Origin of the sequence: Streptomyces sp. HmicA12, from assembly GCF_000373565.1 — a bacterium.
GTDB lineage: Bacteria > Actinomycetota > Actinomycetes > Streptomycetales > Streptomycetaceae > Streptomyces.
In genome coordinates, this window is the sequence record NZ_KB891805.1 from 1 (window position 1) to 20982 (window position 20982).

The window sequence follows — 20982 nt, forward strand, 5'->3', positions numbered from 1 at the left end:
CTGGCGGGCCGCCGAGCCCGCCCGGGTGGCCCGAGCAGCGACCGAGGCGGCGCTGACCGAGCAGATCCGCAGCATTCACACCGCCACCAAGGGCGCCTACGGCGTTCCCCGGATCACGCGTGAGCTGCGGGAATCAGGTCCGGTGGTGAATCACAAGCGGGTCGCGCGATTGATGCGGGCCGCGGCATGACCGGCCGTCACTTGCGCAAGGGCAAGCGGACCACGGTCCAAGACGCGCGAGCACCCAAGGCCCCGGACCTGGTGGGGCGTGACTTCACCGCGCCCAGAACGGATGTGCGCTGGTGCGGAGACATTACGTATCTGCCGGTCGGGAACGACTGGATGTATCTCGCCACCGTCATCGACATGCATTCGCGGCGGGTAGTCGGCTGGTCCATGGCCGAGCACATATCGACCTGTCGACCTTAGACAACTTTCTCGAGGTTCAAGCAGATTGATCGCGGGCGAGGCGGTGTCTCAACTACTGGGCGCCGCCTCCGCGGCAACGCTCGTTAGCACTCCGTGAGAATCTTCCAACCTGGCAAGAGTGACCGCGAGTTGGACGGATCTGTAGATCGACGAAGCTCCTGGTAGACGAGTTGTCGACCAAGATCAACCGTCGTTCCAGGAGCTCCGCGTGCTCGTCCACCCGTCGGCCATCGATCTGTCCACCGCGCACCTGTGTCACCTGAGCCGGGTGATGGCCACGCGGCGCCGGGAGATAGGCAGTCGGCGGCGGCTGACTCCCCGGCGCCAGGCCCTGCTGGCCCTGGCCCATCTGCGATGTGGCGATACGTACGCGCAACTCGCGGCCGGGTTCGGCATCGGGATCGCCACCGTCTACCGCTACGTCCGCGAGGCGATCGACGTCCTGGCTGCGCTCGCGCCCACGCTCGACGAGGCAATGGTGACGGCCCGTTCGAAGGCGTACGTGATCCTGGACGGCACCGTGCTGCCGATCAACCGGATCGCCGCCGACCGGCCCTACTACACCGGCAAGAAGCGGCACCACGGCATGAACGTGCAGGCGCTGACCGATACGTTCGGGGGGCTGCTGTGGGCCTCGCCCGCACTGCCCGGCGCCACCCACGACCTGACGGCGGCCCGCAAGCACGGCATCATCGACGCCCTCGCCGACGCCGGCCTCAAATGCTGGGCCGATTAAGGCGCATCAGGGCGCGGCCCGCAACGTCCGCGTCCCGTTCAAGGGGCGCCGCCCGAAGCGGTGGCAACGACGCCACAACACCACCCACGCAAAGATCCGCTGCGTCGGCGAGCAGGCCATGGCCACGCTCAAGAGCTGGCGCCTCCTGCGCAAGCTGCGCTGCAGCACCAACCGCATCACCGCGACCGTCAAGGCCGTGCTCGCCCTTCACCTCACGGCCGCATCAGAATGAAAACACCTCACTGATGTCACTGTCAGTGAGGTTCCGTGTGGGCAGTCGCTCGGCCGACCCTGGCGAACAGGGAGGCCGGGAGGGTTTGCTGCGCCGGTCGGACGACTTGGAGTGGCATTCGATTCTCCCCGGATTCTCCCCAGCATCGAGAAGCAGTCAAAAGGCCAGGTCAGAGGCTTAGTTACGGCAGGGTGAGGAGATCACCCGCATCACTTCTCCCCAGGGGCTCCCCAGAGCCCCAAATCGTGGTTTGTGATGGGGGTGCAGAAGCAGACCATGTGCGCGGCGCGAATGGGTCGGCCCATCCCTAGAGCCAGTCTCGCCGCTTGAAAATAACATACAAACCGGTACAGACAACCCCCATCAAGCCGACTGCGAAGGGGTATCCGAGGCTCCAGCTCAACTCGGGCATCTGCTCGAAGTTCATGCCGTAGATGGTTCCAACGAGTGTGGGTGCAAAGAGAATTGCGGCCCAGGCTGAAATCTTCTTGATCTCCTCGTTCTGCTCGAACCCCGCCTCCGCGAGGGCCCGCATCTCCGCGTTCTGCTGCTGTGTCACCAGGGTCGCGTTCACCGTCAGGATGTCGGCGAGTGCCTGGCGGAAGCCGTCGACGCGTTCGCTGGTGTGCGTGACGTGGTCGGCGACGTCGCGGAGGTAGCGCTGGAGTTCCTCGTCGGTGCCGTACTTCGCGAAACCCGCCATCAGGCCGTGCAGCATGCCCACCAGGGGGCGGGTGGCGCGCTGGAACTCGACCATTTCCCGGGAGAGTTCGTAGATGCGCCGGGAGACCTCGGGGGCGCCGGAGAAGACCTCCGTCTCGATCTCGTCGATGTCGTTCTGGACGCCGTCCACGACCGGGACGTAGCCGTCGACGACGGCGTCGAGGATCGCGTACAGGATCGCCTCGGGGCCGAGCTTGAGGAGTTCGGGGGTCTGCTCCATGCGGCGGCGCACCGCCGACAGGTCCGGGGCCGCGCCGTGCCTGACCGTGATCACGAAGTCCGCGCCGACGAAGACGTGCAACTCGCCGAAGTCGACCTCCTCGGAGGCGTCCAGGTAGCGGGCCGCGCGCAGGACGACGAAGAGCGTCTCCCCGTAGCGCTCCAGCTTCGGGCGCTGGTGCGCCTCCATCGCGTCCTCGACCGCGAGCTCGTGCAGGTCGAACTCGGCGGCCAGCGACTTGAGTTCGGACTCGGTCGGGCGGGCCAGGCCGATCCACGCCGTCGTCCGCGGCTTCTCGCGCAGTTTGCGGTACGTGTCCGTGAGCGACGCGGGACTCGCCACCCGCACCCCGTCCCGGTAGAGCGCCGCGTGCACCACACTGTCCGGCGACGCGTCCTGCGGGGTGTCCGGCTCGGCGGCGGGCCGAGTGCGCGTACCGGCCGGCGGGCGCGGGTCCGCGCCCCGGCGCCAGGTGTAGCGGCGTCCATCCTGCCGTCGCGGCATCGCCGCCTCCTTCGTCGGGGTCCCGGGCAGCGTATCCAGCGTGAGCCGTCCGCCCCGGCACCGGCATCGCGGACAGTGTCTGACCGCATCCCCGGCTACCGTCGCCCCATGACGACGAAGCCGATCACCGCACGCGCGCTGGGCCGGGCCACCCTGGAGCGGCAACTGCTGCTGCGCCGCGCTCCCAAGAAGGCCGGGCAGGTGGAAGAGGCCGTGGCCCATCTCGTCGGGCTCCAGGCGCAGGAGGTCCGCCCGCCCTACCTCGCGCTCGCCGCCCGGCTCGACGGCTTCGCGCCCGCCGACCTCTCCGACGCCCTGCAGGCCCGGCGCGTCGCCCGCCTCGTCACCATGCGCTCCACCATCCACCTGCACACCGCCGAGGACTGCATGACGCTGCGCCCCCTGGTGCAGCCCGCCCGGGAGCGGGAGCTGCGCATGTTCCGCAAGGGGCTCGAAGGCGTCGACGTCGACCGGCTGGCCGCTCTGACGCGTACGGCCGTGGAGGAGGAGCCGCGCACGCCGAAGGAGCTGCGCGAGCTGCTCCTCGCCGAGTGGCCGGACGCCGACCCGCAGGCCCTCACCATCGCCGCCCGCTGCTCCCTGCCGCTCGTCCAGGTCACCCCGCGCGGACTGTGGCGGCGCAGCGGCGGCGTGCGGCTGACCACGGCCGAGCACTGGCTGGACGCGCCCGCCGAACCCACCCCGGCGCCCGACGCCACGATCCTGCGCTACCTCGGCGCCTTCGGGCCCGCCTCCGTCAAGGACTTCCAGCAGTGGGCCGGGATCACCCGTACCAAGGACGCCTTCGAACGGCTGCGGCCGAGCCTCGTGACGTTCCGCGACGAGCACGGCGTGGAGCTGTTCGACCTGCCCGACGCCCCGCGTCCCGACGAGGACACCCCGGCGCCGCCGCGCCTCCTCGCCGAGTTCGACAACCTCCTCCTCTCGCACGCCGACCGCACCCGCGTGATCCACGAGGCCGACCGGGGCCGCAACTGGCAGGTGAACACCGCCTACTTGACGTTCCTCGTCGACGGGATGCTCGCCGGGCTGTGGACGCTCCGGGAACCGAAGAAGGGGGAGGGGACCGGGAGCCGCCTCACGCTGGAACCCTTCGGCCGGCTCACCCGTGAGCAGCGCGAGGAACTCGTCGCCGAGGCGGAGCGCACGGCTGCCGTCCTGGAGGCACCCGGGCCGGTCACCGTCGACTTCGGCGCCGTACGCGCGTAGGAGCTCAGTCCGCCCGGCCCGTCGCCGCCACCGCGACCCCGAGACCTATCAGCGCGAACCCGCCCGTGCCGCCGATCATCGACAGGCGGCGGTCCGAGCCCGCGAACCAGTTGCGTGCCGCCGACGCCGTCAGCCCCCACAGTGTGTCCGTGACCAGGCCGATGGAGATCGGTATCAGGCCCAACATCAGCATCTGGAGCGGGACGTGACCCGCGTCGTGGTTCACGAACTGCGGCAGCACGGCGGCGAAGAAGACGATCCCCTTGGGGTTGGTGACACCCACCAGCGCCCCGTCGAGCATCGTGCGCCCGGTGCTCCGCGCGGACACCGCCGGCCCCCGTGCGCCCTGCGTGCCCTGTATGTCCGACACCTTCATGTCGCGCCGGTGCCGGAAGGCCTGCACGCCCAGGTGGACGAGATAGGCCGCGCCCGCCAGCTTCACGGTCACGAACAGCGTCGCCGAACGCTCCACCAGCGCCCCGATGCCCAGCGCCACCGCCACCACCAGCAGATACGACCCGAATACGTTGCCCAGCGCCGTCGCCACCGCCGTCCTTCGCCCGTGCGCCAGCGCCCGTCCGATCACGAACAGCACGCTCGGCCCGGGGATCACGATCACCAGCAGCGACATCGCCGCGAACGCCAGATACCGGTCCGTCGACACCATGTGCCCACCCCCCCCCACATTCCCCCGCCGTCCAGGGATGCCATCCCATCACCCCCTCGTACGTCATTGAAGACCACGGCACTGACAATCGAGCCATGGAACTGCGCCAGCTCGCCTACTTCGTGACGGTCGCCGAGGAACTCCACTTCGGCCGGGCCGCCGAGCGGCTGCACATCGTCCAGTCGGCGGTGAGCCAGCAGATCCGCAGACTCGAGAAGGAGTTGGGCCGCGACCTGTTCGACCGCTCGCCGCGCCACGTGCGGCTCACCGGCGCGGGGGAGCGGCTGCTGCCCGAGGCGCGGGCCGTGCTCGCCGCCGCCGAGCGGGCCAGGGCGGTGGTGACGGGCCGCACGGCGCTGCGCGTCGGCACCAGCACCGGCCTCGGCGCGCACCTGGACCGGGTGCTCGCCGCGTACGCGACGCTCCGGCCAGACATCGGCGTCGAGCTGCTGTCGGCGCCCTCACGCCAACGCCTGGAGCAGGTACGGGAGGGGCGGCTCGACGCGACGTTCCTGCGGACCGGCGCCGACGGGCCGGACCTCGCACCCGGGCTGCGCGCCGCGCCCGTGTGGCAGGAGCCGCTGCTGGCCGCCCTGCCGGCCCGGCACCCGCTCGCCGCCGCACCGGACGTCGCCGTCGCCGACCTCGCCGCCCTGCCGCTCGGCCTCACCGAACGGCGCAACCACCCGGCCCTCGTCGACCTCGTCGTCGGCGCCTGCCACGACGCCGGATTCGAGCCGTGCCCCGGACCCACCTGCGGCACGCTGCAGGACACGCTCGCCACGATCGGCGCCGGCGCCACCCCGGTCTGGACGGTCGTCTACGCCTCGCACGCGAGCACGCTCAACACCTCCCGGGTCGCCTTCGTACCGTTCCGCGCGCCGGGCCTCTCCCTGACCACGACGCTCGTGACCCGCGCCGGGGAAGGGGAACCGGACGACGCCCTCGCCGCCTTCCGGAAAGCGTGCCTGACCGGCAACGATCTCGATCGCTGATCGCTGCGGTCGCGAACTGCTTCTTGGTCGCGGGCGCCCGCCGCGATGAACTGAACCCGCAAGCCGGAAGCCACCCGGAAACCGTTCCGGACAAGGGAGTTCAGTCATGCCGATCGTCACCGTCCAGCAGGGCCCCCGCGACGTCGAGGCCAAGCGCGAACTGGTCAAGAAGATCACGGACGCGTTCGTCGACGCGTACAAGCTGCCCGCCGAGACCGTCCAGGTCTGGATCCACGAGTTCCCCGCCGACAGCTGGGGCGCGGCGGGCACCCTCACCGCGGACAAGCAGGGGCAGAAGCAGGGGCAGAAGTAGGGGCTCAGGGCGGGGCTACGGCAGCAGCCCCGCCCGCCGCGCCTCCACCACCGCTGCGCCCCGCGTGTGCGCCCCCAGCTTCCGCATGGCGGACCGCAGATACCCCTTGACGGTCTCCGGGCGCAGACCGAGACGATCCGCCGCCACCGCGTTCGTCGAGCCCGACGCCACACACGCGAGGACGTCGATCTCGCGCGGCGCGAGCGCCACGGCAGTCTCCCGCTCGACCGGCGACGGCGACGGTGCGGGCGCCGAGGCCGACGCCAACCGGCCGCACACCGCGAGCAGCTCCGCCCGCAGCGCCGGGTCGACGATCCTCGGCGCGAGCGCCCGCAACGCCCCGTGCGCCTCCCGGACCTCCTCCCACGCTCCGCGGCTCTCGACCGCGGGTGCGGCCGCCGCCGTCAGCAGCGAGTACGCCTCGTCCCGCACCAGCAGCGCCTGCTCCACGTCGCGGGCCGCCGCCATCGCCGCGTTCAGCACCCGGTCGCCCAGCGGCTGTGCGGTGCGCAGCGCCCCGTAGAGCACACCTCGCACCCGGCGCCGTACGACGACGGGCACCGCGAGCACCGAGCGCAGGCCCTCGGCCGCGACGGCCGTGTCGTACTCGTGGCTGATGTGCCGTGAGCCGTGGTAATCGGTGACCGCGCAGGCCCTGGCCAGCGAGAGCGTCTTGCCGCCGAGCCCGTTGCCCGCGGCCACCGCGAGGCCGCGCAGCGCGTGCGTGGCGGCCCCGCTCAGCTCGCCGATGCGCACCTGTCCCGCGCCCGCCGTCAGGCCGCCGAACGCGACCGGAAGGCCGGTGCCTCGGCGCAGCCGCGCCAGCGCCGCACGCATCTCCACCGCGTCGGAGGCCTCCGCGCTCACCCTCGATCTCCTCGCTGTGCTCCGTTCACCCCCGTTCGGGGGTGGTGAGATCCACGTCACGGCTACACGATGACAGACACGGTCCGCAATGACACGGTCCGCGACGGAGCGGAACCTCGGGACACAGGAGCACCCATGACGACGGCGAACGGCCCCACGCAGCAGTTCCGCACGGCCCGTGACTTCCTGCTGCGGCACGCCCAGGACTACGAGACGGCCTACGAGGGCTTCGTCTGGCCCCGGCCCGAGCGGTTCAACTGGGCGCTCGACTGGTTCGACGTCATCGCCGAGGGCAACGCGCGCACCGCCCTGCACATCGTCGAGGAGGACGGCCGCGAGATCACCATCTCGTACGGCGAGATGTCGGTGCGCTCGGGCCAGGTCGCGAACTGGCTGCGCGCCCAGGGCGTGCGGGCCGGCGACCGGATCCTCCTGATGCTCGGCAACCAGCAGGAACTGTGGATGACCATGCTCGCCGCGATGAAGCTGCGCGCGGTCGTCATCCCGGCGACAACCCTGCTCGGCCCCGCCGACCTGCGGGACCGCATCGAGCGCGGCAACGCCTCCCATGTGATCGTGCGCGCCGACGACACGGCCAAGTTCGACGACGTACCCGGCGACTACACCCGGATCGCCGTCAAGGACGTGGGCGCCGAACCCGTCCCCGGATGGCGGGACTTCGACGACGCGTTCGGCGCGGACGCCCACTTCGAGCCCGACGGCGTCACCCTCGCCGACGACGCGCTGCTCCTCTACTTCACGTCCGGGACGACGGCCCGCCCCAAGCTCGTCGAGCACACCCATGTCTCCTACCCCGTAGGCCACTTGGCGACGATGTACTGGATCGGCCTGCGCCCCGGCGACGTCCACCTGAACATCTCCTCGCCGGGCTGGGCCAAGCACGCCTGGTCGAACTTCTTCGCGCCGTGGAACGCCGAGGCGACCGTCTTCCTCTACAACTACACACGCTTCGACGCCGGAAAGCTGATGGCCGCGATGGACGCCGCGGGCGTCACCTCGTTCTGCGCGCCGCCCACCGTGTGGCGCATGCTGATCCAGGCCGACCTGACCCAACTCCGCACCCGGCCGAGGGAAGTGGTGGCCGCGGGCGAGCCGCTCAACCCCGAGGTCATCGAGCAGGTGAAGCGCGCCTGGGGCGTCACCATCCGCGACGGCTTCGGCCAGACCGAGACCGCCGTCCAGGTCTCCAACAGCCCGGGCCAGCTCCTCAAGACCGGATCCATGGGCCGCCCGAGCCCCGGCTACAAGGTCGACCTCCTCGATCCGGTCACCGGTGAACCGGGCGCGCAGGAGGGCGAGATCAGCCTCGACCTGTCCGCGAACCCCGTCGGTCTGATGGTCGGCTACCACGGCGACCCGGAGCGCACCGCCGAGGCGATGGCGGCCGGCTACTACCGCACCGGCGACATCGGATCCCGGGACGCCGACGGCTACCTGACGTACGTGGGCCGGGCCGACGACGTCTTCAAGGCGAGCGACTACAAGATCAGCCCCTTCGAGCTGGAGAGCGCCCTGCTGGAGCACGACGCGGTCGCCGAGGCCGCCGTCGTGCCCGCACCGGACGAGCTGCGGCTCGCCGTCCCGAAGGCGTACGTCGTCCTCGCCGAGGGGTACGAACCGGGCCCGGACACCGCCAAGTTGCTCTTCGAGCACTCTCGCGCGGTCCTCGCGCCGTACAAGCGCCTGCGCCGCATCGAGTTCGGGGAGCTGCCCAAGACGGTCTCCGGCAAGATCCGCCGCATCGAGCTGCGCGAGGCCACCGCGCAGGGCTCGACCGCCGAGTACCGCGAGGAGGACTTCCGGTGACCGGCTCCCCGACGGATCTTTCCTACACGCACGGGACCAGCGAGGTCCCTCTCCTCGGCGACACCATCGGCACCAACCTCCAGCGGGCCGTCGACGCCTGGCCCTACCGTGAGGCGCTCGTCGACGTGCCGAGCGGACGCCGCTGGACCTACGCCCAATTCGGCGCCTACGTGGAGAAGTTGGCACGCGGCCTGCTCGCGCGCGGCGTCGCCAAAGGGGACCGGGTCGGGATCTGGGCGGTCAACTGCCCCGAGTGGGTGCTCGTCCAGTACGCCACCGCCCGCATCGGCGCGATCATGGTGAACATCAACCCGGCCTACCGGGCACACGAGTTGGGGTACGTGCTCAAGCAGTCGGGCGTCAGCGTCCTCGTCTCGTCGCCCGGGCACAAGGGCACCGACTACCGCGAACTGGTGCGCCAGGTCGCGCCCGAATGTCCGGAGCTGCGCGAGCGCGTCTTCATCGGCGACCACAGCTGGGACGCGCTCGTCGCGGCCGGCGAATCGGTGCCGTACGACCGACTGGCCGCCCGTGAGGCCGAGTTGTCCTGCGACGACCCCATCAACATTCAGTACACGTCCGGCACCACGGGCTTCCCCAAGGGCGCCACCCTCTCCCACCACAACATCCTCAACAACGGCTACTGGGTGGGCGAGACCGTCGGCTACAGCGAACAGGACCGGGTGTGCCTGCCGGTGCCCTTCTACCACTGCTTCGGCATGGTGATGGGAAACCTGGGCGCCACCTCGCACGCGGCCTGCATCGTGATCCCCGCCCCGTCGTTCGAACCGGCGGCGACCCTGCGGGCCGTGCAGCAGGAGCGGTGCACCTCGCTGTACGGCGTACCGACGATGTTCATCGCCGAGTTGAACCTGCCCGACTTCGCCACGTACGACCTGTCGAGCCTGCGCACCGGGATCATGGCGGGCTCGCCGTGTCCCGTCGAGGTGATGAAGCGGGTCGTCGCGGAGATGCACATGGCCGAGGTCTCCATCTGCTACGGCATGACCGAGACCTCGCCCGTCTCCCTGCAGACCCGCCGCGACGACGACCTGGAGCGCCGCACCGGCACCGTCGGCCGCGTCCTGCCGCACATCGAGGTCAAGGTCGTCGACCCGGTCACCGGCGTCACGCTGCCGCGCGGCGAACCCGGCGAACTGTGCACCCGCGGCTACAGCGTGATGCTCGGCTACTGGGCCGAGCCGGAGAAGACCGCCGAAGTCGTCGACGCCGGACGGTGGATGCACACCGGGGACCTCGCGGTGCTGCGCGAGGACGGGTACGCGCAGATCGTCGGCCGCATCAAGGACATGATCATCCGCGGCGGGGAGAACATCTACCCGCGCGAGATCGAGGAGTTCCTCTACGGGCATCCGAAGATCGCCGACGTGCAGGTGGTGGGCGTACCGCACGAGAGGTACGGGGAAGAGGTCCTCGCCTGCGTGATCCTGCGGGATCCCGCCGACACCCTCGCTCTCGACGAGCTGCGGGCGTACTGCCGCGACCGGCTCGCCCACTACAAGGTGCCGAGCCGGCTGCGGATCCTCGACTCGTTTCCCATGACCGTCAGCGGGAAGGTGCGGAAAGTCGAACTTCGGGAAGGATACGGGGAGTTGTAGTCATCTCGGACAAGAGGGCTCACAGCTCTCTTCGCATGCACACCCTGGGCCACCGGTCGAGGCCGTGCTCCGCCTCCGCCGCGCGGATCCCGCGCAGGCCGGGCGTGAGCTCGACCTCGGTGAGCCGGCGGAATCCGATGCGCTCGTAGTACGGGGCGTTCCACGGCACGTCGGTGAACGTGGTCAGGGTGAGACCGGTCAGGCCCTGGTCGCGCGCGCAGTCGGCGGCGCGCGCGACCAGGGCCTGACCCACTCCTCGCCGGGCGGCGTCCGGATGCACGGTGACCTGCTCGATGTGAAAGGCACCGTCGACGGCTTCCGCCACCAGGTATGCGAGCGCGGGCCCGGCGTCGTCGTCGGCGGCGACCCAGGCGTGTCCGGCGGCCCGGTAGCGCTCCAGTTCCTCGACGGCCGGCGGCTCGTCGTCGGCGATCGCGGCCATGCCGAGCGGACGGAAGATCTCCCCGGCGGCCGTCTCGATCTCCTGGAGGCGGGTCAGGTCGCTCGCGGTGGCGGGACGGATGATCACCGGGTCAGTATGGCCGGTAGGTCCGGCGGCCCGGTCAGGTGCCGCCCGCGATCAGCTCGTCCGCCGGTCCGTTCACCGGTTGCGGCACGCCCGCGAGGTCGAGCACGAACAGGGGCACGTTCAGCTCGTCCGCCCGGGTGCGGGCCGCGTCCACGTATCCGGCGAGCGAGAAGTACACGCAGGTCGCCGACTCCGTCATCGACTGCAGCCACAGGCACTCCACGTCGCGCACGGTCGCGGGCCGCACCGACGGCTCCAGCTGGGCCACGAGGCCGCGGGCCGCGAGCCCGATGCCGGACGGCGGGCGCTGGTCGGCGCGGCGCACGTCCCGGTAGCCGAGCCAGCGCAGATACAGCGCGACGGCGGTCACCGCGTCGCGCGCGGTACGGATGGCGACGGGCTGGAACGCGGGGCGCGGCGTCGCCGCCGTCCGCGGCAGCGGTATGTGCTGCGGCGAAGGCACCTGGTCGTCCTGGACGGGGATGCGCAGCACCGTGCCGCAGTCACAGCCCAGTTCGGGCCGCGGCCAGCGGTCGCGGCGACCGCACACCGGGCAGCGCAGGGTGCACCAGTCGTCGTCCCAGGTGCGGTCGTCGACCGGCTCTGCGGCGGCGCCGGGCAGCAGCGGCGGTGAGACCGGGGCGCCGCAGGCGCAGGGCAACACCGGGGGAACGTACGCGTGGTCGCGCGAGCAGGCGGGGCACCGCACGCGGACGGGCTCGGCCATGACACACCTCCTGGGGCCCCGGCATGCCGCGGATTTCGGATCGACGTGAGTCTCATCATCCACCTTGACGGCCGCGAAGACCCCCCTCTACATTGCTTCCATATAGCAGAACCTAGTTTCCACTATGCGGAAAACGTAGTGGAAACTGTACGAAGATCGATCACGGAATTCAGAGCTCGCCGCGGGGCGCGACGGGAGCGCGAATCCGACATCCGAAGACAGAGCTGACAAGACGGTGACCTACAAGTCACTGCAGGAGTCGGGAGCACTCATGGCTCGAATGACCGCAGTCCGGGCGGCAGTTGAGATCCTCAAGCGCGAGGGCGTCACGAACGCGTTCGGCGTGCCCGGTGCCGCCATCAACCCCTTCTACAAGGCGCTCAAGGAGGGCGGCGGCATCGACCACACGCTCGCCCGCCACGTCGAGGGCGCCTCGCACATGGCGGAGGGCTACACGCGCGCGAACCCGGGCAACATCGGTGTCTGCATCGGCACCTCGGGGCCCGCGGGCACCGACATGATCACGGGTCTCTACTCCGCCACGGGCGACTCCGTCCCGATCCTCTGCATCACGGGCCAGGCGCCGACGCACCTGCTCCACAAGGAGGACTTCCAGGCCGTCGACATCGCGACGATCGCCAAGCCGGTCACCAAGATGGCCGTCACGGTCCTGGAGGCGGCGCAGGTCCCGGGCGTCTTCCAGCAGGCGTTCCACCTCATGCGGTCCGGCCGTCCCGGCCCGGTCCTCATCGACCTGCCGATCGACGTCCAGCAGACCGAGATCGAGTTCGACCCGGAGACGTACGAGCCGCTGCCGGTCTACAAGCCGGCCGCGACCCGTGCCCAGATCGAGAAGGCGATCGGCTTCCTCCTGGAGTCCGAGAAGCCGCTGATCATCGCCGGTGGCGGCATCATCAACGCGGACGCGAGCGACCTGCTCGTCGAGTTCGCGGAGATCACCAACACCCCGGTCGTGCCGACCCTGATGGGCTGGGGCACGATCCCGGACGACCACGACCTGAACGCGGGCATGGTCGGCCAGCAGACCGGCCACCGCTACGGCAACGCCACGTTCCTGGAATCGGACTTCGTCCTCGGCATCGGCAACCGCTGGGCCAACCGTCACACCGGCTACAAGCTGGACGTGTACACCGAGGGCCGCAAGTTCGTGCACGTCGACATCGAGCCCACCCAGATCGGCAAGATCTTCGCGCCGGACTACGGGATCACGTCCGACGCCAAGGCGGCCCTGGAGCTCTTCGTCGAGGTCGCGAAGGAGCTGAAGGCGGCCGGCAGGCTGCCCGACCGCTCGGCCTGGGTCGCCTCGCACCTGGAGCGCAAGGAGACCCTCCTGCGCCGCACGCACTTCGACAACATCCCCATGAAGCCGCAGCGCGTCTACGAGGAGATGAACAAGGCGTTCGGCAAGGACACCCGGTACGTGACGACCATCGGTCTGTCGCAGATCGCCGGTGCCCAGATGCTGCACGTCTACAAGCCGCGCCACTGGATCAACTGCGGCCAGGCAGGACCGCTCGGCTGGACCATCCCGGCCGCGCTCGGCGTCGCCAAGGCCGACCCGGACACCCAGGTCGTCGCCCTCTCCGGCGACTACGACTTCCAGTTCATGATCGAGGAGCTGGCGGTCGGCGCGCAGCACCGCATCCCGTACGTCCACGTCCTGGTGAACAACGCCTACCTGGGCCTGATCCGCCAGGCCCAGATCGGCCTGGACATCAACTTCCAGGTCAACCTGGAGTTCGAGAACCAGAACAGCCCGGAGCTCGGCGTCTACGGCGTCGACCACGTCAAGGTCGCCGAGGGCCTGGGCTGCAAGGCGATCCGGGTGACGGACCCGAACGAGCTGGGCGAGGCCCTGGAGCGGGCCAAGAAGCTCGCGCAGGACCACCAGGTCCCGGTCGTCGTCGAGGCGATCCTGGAGCGCATCACGAACATCTCCATGAGCCCGACCGCCGACATCAGCGCGGTCAAGGAGTTCGAGGAGATCGCGACGGAGCCGGGCCACGCGCCCACGTCGATCCGTCCGCTGAAGGTCTGACCGACAGGATCGGACAGACCTCCCGAGGGGGGACACAGGGCCAGGCGGGCCACCGGTGCACCGGTGGCCCGCCTGCTTGTGCTCTGCGCGGCGTGCCTTACCGTTCACGACAACGGCCAAAGATCCTCGGGGAGTGCCACGTGGGCGCATGGATGGACTACTTCAGTGCCGCCGACGACGAGACGGCGGCGGCACAGCTGGACGTGGGCGAGGTGCCCGGCGCCGTCTGCGGCAACGGGATCGACCCGGCCGTGATGATCGGCAACCTGGAGGCCCTGCTGACCGGCCGCAGCTACGACGACGTACGGGCGGACCCGCGCCAGGCCGCGCTGGTCGCACAGGAGGAGGACTGCGCGGTCGTCGTCACGACGCTGACGGACGGCCTGCGGGACGCCCTCGCCGGCGCCGACGCGCGGGCGCTGCGCACGGCGGCGGCCGCCTGGGGGCGCACGGAGGAGTTCGACGGGGACGAGGAGGAGGGCGAGCTGGCGGACCTGGTCGAGTCGTTCGCCGCCCTGGCCGTGGACGCGCGGGCGGCCGGACATCATCTGTACTGCCGCATCAGCATGTGAGGCGGCGGCCGTACCGGACGCCGGTACGCGAAAGAGCCCCCGGGTACGGACCGTCGTACCCGGGGGCTCCTGGTTCGGGAGGTGGTTGCCGTCCGACGGCGCGCGACTGGCGAAACATGCATGCGCGCCACCGGACGGAGTGTGAGTGGCTGGGACCGCGGCGGCTGTACGACGGTCCGCCGGGCACGCCCTCCCTCAGGTCGAAAGGGGGCCCGGAGACCTTCACCACCGCACTGGCTCGCACGAACCGCCGCGGTCCCCGCACGGCGCCAGCCGCATCGACTGGCGCAGTCTCCCGTACCCGTCCCGCACGACCACCCCTCATCCGGGTCGCGCGAGCGGTACGGGCCTACGCGTACGGAGCTGACCTCCCGTCAATCCCCGTACGCTGCTTGTGGGTTCAGTCCTCGCGCAGGGCGCGGACCGCCGCCTCCACGCGCTTGCCGTAGTCCGGGTCGGCGGCGTGGAAGTGGGCCAGGTTCTTCTCCACGATGTCGTCGTGCGAGACCTGGGAGAGCCCGCCGGCGATGTTCGCCACCAGACGTCCCTTCTCGTCCTCCGACATCAGGCGGTACAGCTCGCCCGCCTGGAAGAAGTCGTCGTCCTTGGTGTGGGCCGGCGCCTCGTGCGTCCCGGTGTACCCGGAGACGGCGAGCGGCGCGGCCAGCGGGCGGCCGGTCTCGACCGGGCCGTCGAAGGAGTTCGGCTCGTAGTTCTTGCGGGTGCGGCCGTAGGCGTTGGTGGCCATCAGACCGTCGCGGCCGTAGTTGTCGGCCGAGGTCGCCTTGGGGGAGTTGACCGGCAGCTGGGTGTGGTTGACGCCCAGGCGGTAGCGGTGCGCGTCCGCGTAGGCGAACAGGCGGCCCTGGAGCATCTTGTCCGGCGAGGGACCGATGCCCGGCACGAAGTTGTTCGGGGAGAACGCGGCCTGCTCGACCTCGGCGAAGACGTTGTCCGGGTTGCGGTCGAGGACCAGGCGGCCCACGCGCTGCAGCGGGTAGTCCTTGTGCGGCCACACCTTGGTGAGGTCGAACGGGTTGAAGCGGTAGTCCGCCGCCTCGGCCGCCGGCATGATCTGGACGTACAGCGTCCAGGACGGGTGGACACCGCGCTCGATGGCCTGGAGCAGGTCCGTCTGGTGCGAGTTGGCGTCCTTGCCGACGATCTCCTGGGCCTGCTCGGCGGAGAGCGAGCGGATGCCCTGGTTGGTCTTGAAGTGGTACTTCACGAAGAAGGCTTCGCCCTGCTCGTTCGTCCACTGGTAGGTGTGCGAGCCGTAGCCGTTCATGTGCCGGTACGAGGCCGGGATGCCGCGGTCGCCCATCAGCCAGGTCACCTGGTGCGTGGCCTCGGGGGCGTGCGCCCAGAAGTCCCAGACGTTCTCCGGCTCCTGCTTGCCCGTGAACGGGTCGCGCTTCTGGGAGTGGATGAAGTCGGGGAACTTGATCGGGTCCTTGATGAAGAACACCGGGGTGTTGTTGCCGACGAGGTCGTAGTTGCCCTCTTCGGTGTAGAACTTCAGGGCGAAGCCGCGCGGGTCACGGACGGCGTCCGCGCCACCGAGGTTGTCGGCGACGGTCGAGAAGCGCAGGAAGACCTCGGTGCGCTTGCCGATCGTGTTCAGGAAGTCGGCGTGGGTGAAGCCGGTGACGTCGTCGGTCACCTCGAAGTGGCCGTAGGCGCCGGAGCCGCGGGCGTGCACCACGCGCTCCGGGATGCGCTCACGGTTGAAGCGGGCGAGCTTCTCCAGGAGCTGCTGGTCCTGGAGCAGGATCGGGCCGCCCACGCCTGCGGTGGCGGAGTTCTGATTGTCGGCGACTGGGGCGCCGGACTCGGTCGTGAGCACACGCTTCGGCATTATTCGAGGCGACCTTCCGTGCAGTGGCTGCTGACGATGGCTGAGGATGACAGGGAGCGTAAGGAGCCCTGAACTGCCACGTCAACAGTTTGTTGAAGTTGAAGTCAACAGAATGTTGAAGTTTTGGAGATGGTTCCGGGCCGCGACGGCGCCTGGGCGCGACAGGACAGGTGTCAGCGCCGCCGCGGCCCGGAAGTCTGGGGGAGCTACGCGACCTGGTTGCCGGAGAGGCGCTCGACCGAGCGCAGCAGCGCGGAGTGGTCGAGGCCGCCGTCGCCCTGGGCGCGCAGCGAGGCGACCAGCTGGGCGACCACACCGCCGACGGGCAGGGCCGCGCCGACGTTGCGGGCGGCGTCGGTGACGATGCCCATGTCCTTGTGGTGCAGGTCGATGCGGAAGCCCGGCTTGAAGTCCCGGTTGAGGAAGTTGTCCTTCTTGCGGGTCAGCACGGTGGAGCCGGCGAGGCCGCCGTTGAGGACGTCGAGCGCGGCCTTCAGGTCCACGCCGGACTTCTCCAGGAAGACCACGGCCTCGGCGCACGCCTGGATGTTCACGGCGACGATCAGCTGGTTGGCGGCCTTCACGGTCTGGCCCGAGCCGTGCGGACCGCACAGCACGATGGTCTTGCCGAGCGCGTCGAGCAGCGGCTTGGCCTCGTCGAAGTCGCCCTGCTCGCCGCCGACCATGATGGACAGGACGGCCTCGATCGCGCCGGCCTCGCCACCGGACACCGGGGCGTCGATGACGCGGATGCCCTTGTCCTTGGCGTTCTTGGCCAGGTCGACCGAGGTCTGCGGCGTGATCGACGACATGTCGACGAGCAGCGCGCCCGACTTCGCGTTCTCCAGGATGCCGTCGGCGCCGTACGCGATGGCCTCGACCTGCGGGGAGGCCGGGACCATGGTGACGATCACGTCGGCGTCCTTGACCGCCTCGGCGATCGACTTCGCGGCGGTGCCGCCGGCCGCGGCGAGGCGGTCCAGCTTGTCCTGCTCCAGGGTGAAGCCCGTGACGTCGTAACCGGCCTTGATCAGGTTCTCCGACATGGGCGAACCCATGATGCCGAGACCGATCCACGCGACCTTGGGGAGGTTGTTGCTCATGAGGGTGACTCCAAAAGCGTTGTTGCGTCGATGAGTTGGCGGGGCCGCGGGGCCGCGGGGCCGCGGGGCCGCTGGGCCCGGAGGCGCTCAGGCGGCGCGGTGCTCGCGCGGCAGCCAGTCGAAGGCCTCGGCGCTCGGGCGGTCGCCCGGCTTGTACTCCAGGCCGACATAGCCCTCGTAACCGGCCTTCGCCAGCTGGTCGAGCAGCTCCTCCAGGGGCAGCGAGCCGGTGCCCGGCGCGCCACGGCCCGGGTTGTCGGCGATCTGCACATGGGCCGTCTTGTCGGCGTAGGCGCTGATGACCTGCGGCAGGTCCTCGCCGTTCATGGACAGGTGGTACAGGTCCATCAGGAACTTGGCGTTGCCGAGGCCGGTCGCCGCGTTCACCTTGTCCACGATCTCGATCGCCTTGGGGGCGCTCACGATCGGGCACTTCGGCGACTCGGGCTTGTTGAGGGCCTCGATGAGCAGCACGGCGCCGACTCGGTCGGCGGCGCGGGCCGCCAGCACCAGGTTCTCCAGGGCGAGTTCGTCCTGGGCGGCCTCGTCCACGCCGTCGACGCGGTTGCCGTAGAGCGCGTTGAGCGCCTTGCAGCCGAGGGACTGGGCGAAGTCGGCCGCGATGTCGATGTTCGCGCGGAACTTGTCGCTCTCCTCGCCGGGGATCGACAGGGCGCCCCGGTCGGGACCCGGTAGCTGGCCCGCGTAGAAGTTCAGCCCCGTCAGCTGGACGCCGGCGTCCTCGATCGCGCCGCGCAGGGCGTCGAGCTCGGACCGCTCGGGGGTGGGGGCGTCGACCCAGGGCCACCACAGCTCGACCGCGGTGAAGCCCGCCGCGGCGGCGGCCGCGGGACGCTCCAGGAGCGGGAGTTCCGTGAAGAGGATCGACAGGTTGACGTTGAAGCGCTGGTCTGCGGCTGCACCCAATTCAAAACCTGGCATGGGGGTCGGCGCTCCCTTCCGTAAGTTGTTCCGTATCGCGGAAGTTAGTTTCTGCTTGATGGAAGGTTGCCTGCGGTCCGTGGGAACTGTCAAGAGGGGCTGCCGGAAAAACCGCGAACGGCATTAGGTTGAGCCCGTGCGATTGAGAGTGGAGTTCACGACCGAGCCCTTCGACCTCGACGAGGCGCCGCCGCACGCGGTGGTCGCCCGCGACGTCATCCAGGGGGCCGACCTGGACGCGGTGGACGTCGGACCGTTCGGCAACACGGCGGAGGGGGAGGCCGGCCGCGTGCTCACCGCGGTCGACGCCCTGCTGCGCCAGGCACTGGAGGCCGGGGCCACCCGGGTCTCGCTCCAGGTCAATGTGCTCGGAAACGGGTCCGGGGAGGGCGATAAGTGACCGGTCTCGGGGACGACCCCTTCGTCAGAGCGGTCAAGCCGCTCGTCGACGCCATGGGGGGCGAGATGCTGCCGCCGAGCGAGGCGGACAAGGACGACGTCGTGCTGAGCTGGGAGGGCGCGGACGTGATGGCGGTCCGGCTGCCCCAGCTGGCCGATTCGCTGGACCACATCCTGGCCGCCATGGAGCGCGGACGGGGCCGGCCGCTGGCCGAGCTCGACCGCAAGGAGAAGCAGGAGGTCGTACGGGTCCTGGAGGCGCGCGGCGCCTTCTCGGTGCGACACGGCGTGGAGACCGTGGCCGGGGCGCTCGGTGTTTCCCGGTTCACCGTCTACAACTACCTCAACCGGGAGAAGGCCCCCTGACCTGGGACGTGTTCCCGGTCCACTGACCGCCGTCCGGATACCGGACGGCGGTTTTTGTCACTCGAAGTTTTCAACAAAGTGTTGACGCGATGTTTCCGAGGGCGTTAGCTATCCGCAGCCCGTCCAGCACAAGGCCACGGAGGCATCCCGTGACTTCAGGTTCGTCAGGTACTACACAGGGGCTCACCCGGTTCAACGCCTCGGACGAGAGCGCGGCCCTGGCCGAGCTCCACGAGGTGTGTGCCTCATCGGCGTGGGGGAGCAAGCTGCTCGCCCAGCGCCCCTTCGCTTCCCTCGACGCACTCTTCGGGGCCAGTGACGCCGCGATGGCGGAGCTGACCGCGGAGGATCTCGCCGAGGCGATGGCGGGGCACCCGCCGATCGGCCGCCCGAAGCCGGGCGACCCGACGTCGTCGCGCGAACAACGCGGCATGGCGGGAGCCTCCGAGGAGCTCAAGGCGGAGATGCTCGAACTGAACCTGGCCTACCAGGACCGGTTCGGACATGTCTTCCTCATCTGCGCCACCGGCGCGAGCGCGGAGCACATGCTCGATGCCCTCAAGGAGCGCATCGAGAACACGCCCGAGCGGGAGCGGGAGATCGTCCGCACCGAGCTGGGCAAGATCAACCGCATCCGCCTCACCCGCCTCGCAGAAGCCTCGTAGAAGAGCCTCGCAGAAGAAAGGGGACACGCCTGATGAGCACCGCGACCACAGCGTCGGTGTCCACGCACATCCTGGACACCAGCATCGGACGCCCCGCCGAGGGCGTCGCCATCTCCCTTGCGGCGCGCGCCGGTTCGGACGCCGCATGGGCCGCACTCGGCGGTTCCGCCACTGATGCGGACGGGCGCTGCAAGGACCTGCCGGCACTGCCGGAAGGCACCACCCACGTCCGTCTCGACTTCGAGACGGAAGCGTATTTCGTCAAGAAGCAAGCCGATGCGCAGCAGGACGCCCCCGCGAATCGGGACAGCGACACGACCGGAGCGTTCTTCCCGGAGGTGGCGATCACGTTCGCCGTCAAGCCGGGCGAGCACTACCACGTGCCGCTGCTGCTCAACCCGTTCGGCTACTCCGTTTACCGAGGGAGCTAGCAGACATGCCCACGATTCTGGGACAGAACCAGTACGGCAAGGCCGAGAACCGAGTCGTAAAGATCACGCGGGACGGCGACACCCACCACATCAAGGACCTGAACGTCTCGGTCGCCCTCAGCGGTGACCTCGACGACGTGCACCTCACCGGGTCGAACGCCCACTGCCTGCCGACCGACACCACCAAGAACACCTGCTTCGCCTTCGCCAAGGAACACGGCATCGAGTCGGCCGAGCAGTACGGCATCGAGCTGGCCCGGCACTTCGTCGACAGCCAGCCGTCGATCCACCGGTCGCGCATCCGCATCGAGGAGTACTCCTGGGAGCGCATAGCCGGCTCCGACGCGGGCTCCAACTTCATCGGCGCCGACGAGGTCAAGCACTCCTTCGTCCGCAAGGGCCAGGAGACGCGCCTGGTGCAGGTGACGTACGACGGCGAGAGGTTCGAAGTCCTTTCCGGGCTCAAGGACTTGACCGTGATGAACACCACGAACTCCGAGTTCTGGGGCTTCATCAAGGACAAGTACACGACGCTCAAGGAGGACTACGACCGCATCCTCGCCACGTCGCTGTCGACCTGGTGGCGGCACAACTGGACGGGCGCGGAGGACGACCGCACGCCCAACTGGAACAAGTCCTACGAGCAGGCCAAGAAGCACATCCTGCAGGCCTTCGTCGAGACGTACTCGCTGTCGCTGCAGCAGACCCTCTTCCAGATGGGTTCGCGCGTCATCAACAACCGCGGCGAGATCGACGAGATCCGCTTCTCCGCGCCGAACAAGCACCACTTCCGCCAGGACCTCTCGGCCTTCGGCCTGGAGAACGAGGCGAAGGACGGCGCCGTGTACTGGGCCGCCGACCGCCCCTACGGCCTGATCGAGGCCACCATCCTGCGGGACGGCGCCGACCAGCGCATCCCCACCGACATGACCAACCTCTGACGGTCCTCGTCATGTCCTGGTGAGTCGC

Annotated in this window: 20 protein-coding genes and 2 pseudogenes; 14 read left to right on the forward strand and 8 right to left on the reverse strand. The window is 69.7% G+C overall.

Going from position 1 to position 20982, the window contains the following annotated elements:
- Both B072_RS49135 and B072_RS43215 read left to right on the forward strand, forming a co-directional pair.
- Positions 1-417: pseudogene (locus B072_RS49135) on the forward strand (IS3 family transposase); the annotation flags it as partial.
- A gap of 220 nt (positions 418-637) precedes the next feature.
- Positions 638-1397 (forward strand): annotated as a pseudogene (locus tag B072_RS43215) (transposase family protein).
- 307 nt (positions 1398-1704) lie between these two features.
- Here B072_RS43215 and B072_RS0114420 read toward each other — a convergent pair.
- Entirely contained in the window at positions 1705-2844 is a 1140-nt protein-coding gene (locus B072_RS0114420) for a magnesium and cobalt transport protein CorA (protein ID WP_018530660.1), read from the reverse strand.
- Positions 2845-2952: 108 nt separating this feature from the next.
- Here B072_RS0114420 and B072_RS0114425 point away from each other — a divergent pair, with 108 nt between their 5' ends.
- Entirely contained in the window at positions 2953-4074 is a 1122-nt protein-coding gene (locus B072_RS0114425; protein WP_018530661.1) for a winged helix DNA-binding domain-containing protein, read from the forward strand.
- Positions 4075-4078: 4 nt separating this feature from the next.
- Here the strand turns inward: B072_RS0114425 and B072_RS0114430 are convergent, their stop codons facing one another.
- Entirely contained in the window at positions 4079-4741 is a 663-nt protein-coding gene (locus tag B072_RS0114430; RefSeq protein WP_018530662.1) for a LysE family translocator, read from the reverse strand.
- 95 nt (positions 4742-4836) lie between these two features.
- On the opposite strand from B072_RS0114430, the gene B072_RS0114435 reads away from it, so the two are divergent.
- Positions 4837-5736, forward strand: a complete 900-nt coding sequence (locus B072_RS0114435; RefSeq protein WP_018530663.1) for a LysR family transcriptional regulator — start codon at positions 4837-4839, stop codon at positions 5734-5736.
- Between the two features lie 106 nt (positions 5737-5842).
- Positions 5843-6049: a 4-oxalocrotonate tautomerase DmpI gene (gene dmpI / locus B072_RS0114440; protein ID WP_018530664.1), complete on the forward strand. Its 207-nt coding sequence runs from the start codon at positions 5843-5845 to the stop codon at positions 6047-6049.
- Positions 6050-6064: 15 nt separating this feature from the next.
- On the opposite strand, the gene B072_RS0114445 is transcribed toward dmpI, so the two are convergent.
- Entirely contained in the window at positions 6065-6886 is an 822-nt protein-coding gene (locus B072_RS0114445; protein WP_078506434.1) for a helix-turn-helix transcriptional regulator, read from the reverse strand.
- Positions 6887-7051: 165 nt separating this feature from the next.
- Between B072_RS0114445 and B072_RS0114450 the strand changes: the two genes are divergently transcribed.
- A complete protein-coding gene (locus B072_RS0114450) occupies positions 7052-8743 on the forward strand; it encodes an AMP-binding protein (protein WP_018530666.1) in 1692 nt (563 codons plus the stop codon).
- Entirely contained in the window at positions 8740-10362 is a 1623-nt protein-coding gene (locus B072_RS0114455; RefSeq protein ID WP_018530667.1) for an AMP-binding protein, read from the forward strand. Before B072_RS0114450 ends, B072_RS0114455 begins: the two co-directional genes overlap by 4 nt.
- 19 nt (positions 10363-10381) lie before the next feature.
- Here the strand turns inward: B072_RS0114455 and B072_RS0114460 are convergent, their stop codons facing one another.
- Both B072_RS0114460 and B072_RS0114465 read right to left on the reverse strand, forming a co-directional pair.
- Complete coding sequence (locus tag B072_RS0114460) at positions 10382-10891, reverse strand: GNAT family N-acetyltransferase (RefSeq protein WP_018530668.1); 510 nt, start codon at positions 10889-10891, stop codon at positions 10382-10384.
- Positions 10892-10925: 34 nt separating this feature from the next.
- Positions 10926-11618 carry a hypothetical protein gene (locus tag B072_RS0114465; RefSeq protein ID WP_018530669.1) on the reverse strand — a complete coding sequence of 231 codons (693 nt, stop codon included), beginning with the start codon at positions 11616-11618 and terminating at the stop codon, positions 10926-10928.
- 280 nt (positions 11619-11898) lie between these two features.
- Between B072_RS0114465 and gcl the strand changes: the two genes are divergently transcribed.
- Both gcl and B072_RS0114475 read left to right on the forward strand, forming a co-directional pair.
- On the forward strand, positions 11899-13677 hold the full coding sequence (gcl, locus tag B072_RS0114470; protein WP_018530670.1) for a glyoxylate carboligase: 1779 nt from the start codon (positions 11899-11901) through the stop codon (positions 13675-13677).
- 140 nt (positions 13678-13817) lie between these two features.
- Complete coding sequence (locus B072_RS0114475; protein ID WP_026245822.1) at positions 13818-14249, forward strand: hypothetical protein; 432 nt, start codon at positions 13818-13820, stop codon at positions 14247-14249.
- Between the two features lie 400 nt (positions 14250-14649).
- Here B072_RS0114475 and B072_RS0114480 read toward each other — a convergent pair whose 3' ends face one another.
- The 3 genes from B072_RS0114480 to B072_RS0114490 all read right to left on the reverse strand — a co-directional run bounded on the left by B072_RS0114480 (position 14650) and on the right by B072_RS0114490 (position 18152).
- The gene (locus B072_RS0114480) at positions 14650-16107 is read right to left on the reverse strand and encodes a catalase (protein ID WP_018530672.1); all 1458 of its coding nucleotides are present in this window, start codon (positions 16105-16107) and stop codon (positions 14650-14652) included.
- Positions 16108-16313: 206 nt separating this feature from the next.
- Entirely contained in the window at positions 16314-17210 is an 897-nt protein-coding gene (locus tag B072_RS0114485) for a 2-hydroxy-3-oxopropionate reductase (RefSeq protein WP_018530673.1), read from the reverse strand.
- 87 nt (positions 17211-17297) lie between these two features.
- Positions 17298-18152, reverse strand: coding sequence for a TIM barrel protein (locus tag B072_RS0114490; protein ID WP_026245823.1), 855 nt, complete (start codon positions 18150-18152; stop codon positions 17298-17300).
- Positions 18153-18288: 136 nt separating this feature from the next.
- Between B072_RS0114490 and B072_RS0114495 the strand changes: the two genes are divergently transcribed.
- The 5 genes from B072_RS0114495 to pucL all read left to right on the forward strand — a co-directional run bounded on the left by B072_RS0114495 (position 18289) and on the right by pucL (position 20954).
- Positions 18289-18552: a hypothetical protein gene (locus tag B072_RS0114495; RefSeq protein ID WP_043244001.1), complete on the forward strand. Its 264-nt coding sequence runs from the start codon at positions 18289-18291 to the stop codon at positions 18550-18552.
- Positions 18549-18917, forward strand: coding sequence for a helix-turn-helix domain-containing protein (locus B072_RS0114500; protein WP_018530676.1), 369 nt, complete (start codon positions 18549-18551; stop codon positions 18915-18917). Before B072_RS0114495 ends, B072_RS0114500 begins: the two co-directional genes overlap by 4 nt.
- A 149-nt stretch (positions 18918-19066) precedes the next feature.
- Positions 19067-19582 (forward strand): 2-oxo-4-hydroxy-4-carboxy-5-ureidoimidazoline decarboxylase, encoded by a 516-nt coding sequence (gene uraD, locus B072_RS0114505; RefSeq protein ID WP_018530677.1) that lies wholly within the window; start codon positions 19067-19069, stop codon positions 19580-19582.
- Between the two features lie 32 nt (positions 19583-19614).
- On the forward strand, positions 19615-20013 hold the full coding sequence (gene uraH / locus B072_RS0114510) for a hydroxyisourate hydrolase (protein WP_018530678.1): 399 nt from the start codon (positions 19615-19617) through the stop codon (positions 20011-20013).
- A 5-nt stretch (positions 20014-20018) separates the two neighbouring features.
- The gene (gene pucL / locus B072_RS0114515) at positions 20019-20954 is read left to right on the forward strand and encodes a factor-independent urate hydroxylase (protein WP_018530679.1); all 936 of its coding nucleotides are present in this window, start codon (positions 20019-20021) and stop codon (positions 20952-20954) included.
- Positions 20955-20982 lie beyond the last annotated feature (28 nt).

Excerpts from the sequence above, each read along its gene's own strand:
- gcl (WP_018530670.1), top strand. The coding sequence starts at position 11,899 with ATGACCGCAGTCCGGGCGGCAGTTGAGATCCTCAAGCGCGAGGGCGTC.
- B072_RS0114435 (WP_018530663.1), top strand. The coding sequence starts at position 4,837 with ATGGAACTGCGCCAGCTCGCCTACTTCGTGACGGTCGCCGAGGAACTC.
- B072_RS0114485 (WP_018530673.1), bottom strand. The coding sequence starts at position 17,210 with ATGAGCAACAACCTCCCCAAGGTCGCGTGGATCGGTCTCGGCATCATG.
- dmpI (WP_018530664.1), top strand. The coding sequence starts at position 5,843 with ATGCCGATCGTCACCGTCCAGCAGGGCCCCCGCGACGTCGAGGCCAAG.
- B072_RS0114445 (WP_078506434.1), bottom strand. The coding sequence starts at position 6,886 with ATGCGTGCGGCGCTGGCGCGGCTGCGCCGAGGCACCGGCCTTCCGGTC.
- B072_RS0114430 (WP_018530662.1), bottom strand. The coding sequence starts at position 4,741 with ATGGTGTCGACGGACCGGTATCTGGCGTTCGCGGCGATGTCGCTGCTG.
- B072_RS0114490 (WP_026245823.1), bottom strand. The coding sequence starts at position 18,152 with ATGCCAGGTTTTGAATTGGGTGCAGCCGCAGACCAGCGCTTCAACGTC.
- pucL (WP_018530679.1), top strand. The coding sequence starts at position 20,019 with ATGCCCACGATTCTGGGACAGAACCAGTACGGCAAGGCCGAGAACCGA.
- B072_RS0114450 (WP_018530666.1), top strand. The coding sequence starts at position 7,052 with ATGACGACGGCGAACGGCCCCACGCAGCAGTTCCGCACGGCCCGTGAC.
- B072_RS0114425 (WP_018530661.1), top strand. The coding sequence starts at position 2,953 with ATGACGACGAAGCCGATCACCGCACGCGCGCTGGGCCGGGCCACCCTG.
- uraH (WP_018530678.1), top strand. The coding sequence starts at position 19,615 with ATGAGCACCGCGACCACAGCGTCGGTGTCCACGCACATCCTGGACACC.
- B072_RS0114465 (WP_018530669.1), bottom strand. The coding sequence starts at position 11,618 with ATGGCCGAGCCCGTCCGCGTGCGGTGCCCCGCCTGCTCGCGCGACCAC.
- B072_RS0114480 (WP_018530672.1), bottom strand. The coding sequence starts at position 16,107 with ATGCCGAAGCGTGTGCTCACGACCGAGTCCGGCGCCCCAGTCGCCGAC.
- B072_RS0114420 (WP_018530660.1), bottom strand. The coding sequence starts at position 2,844 with ATGCCGCGACGGCAGGATGGACGCCGCTACACCTGGCGCCGGGGCGCG.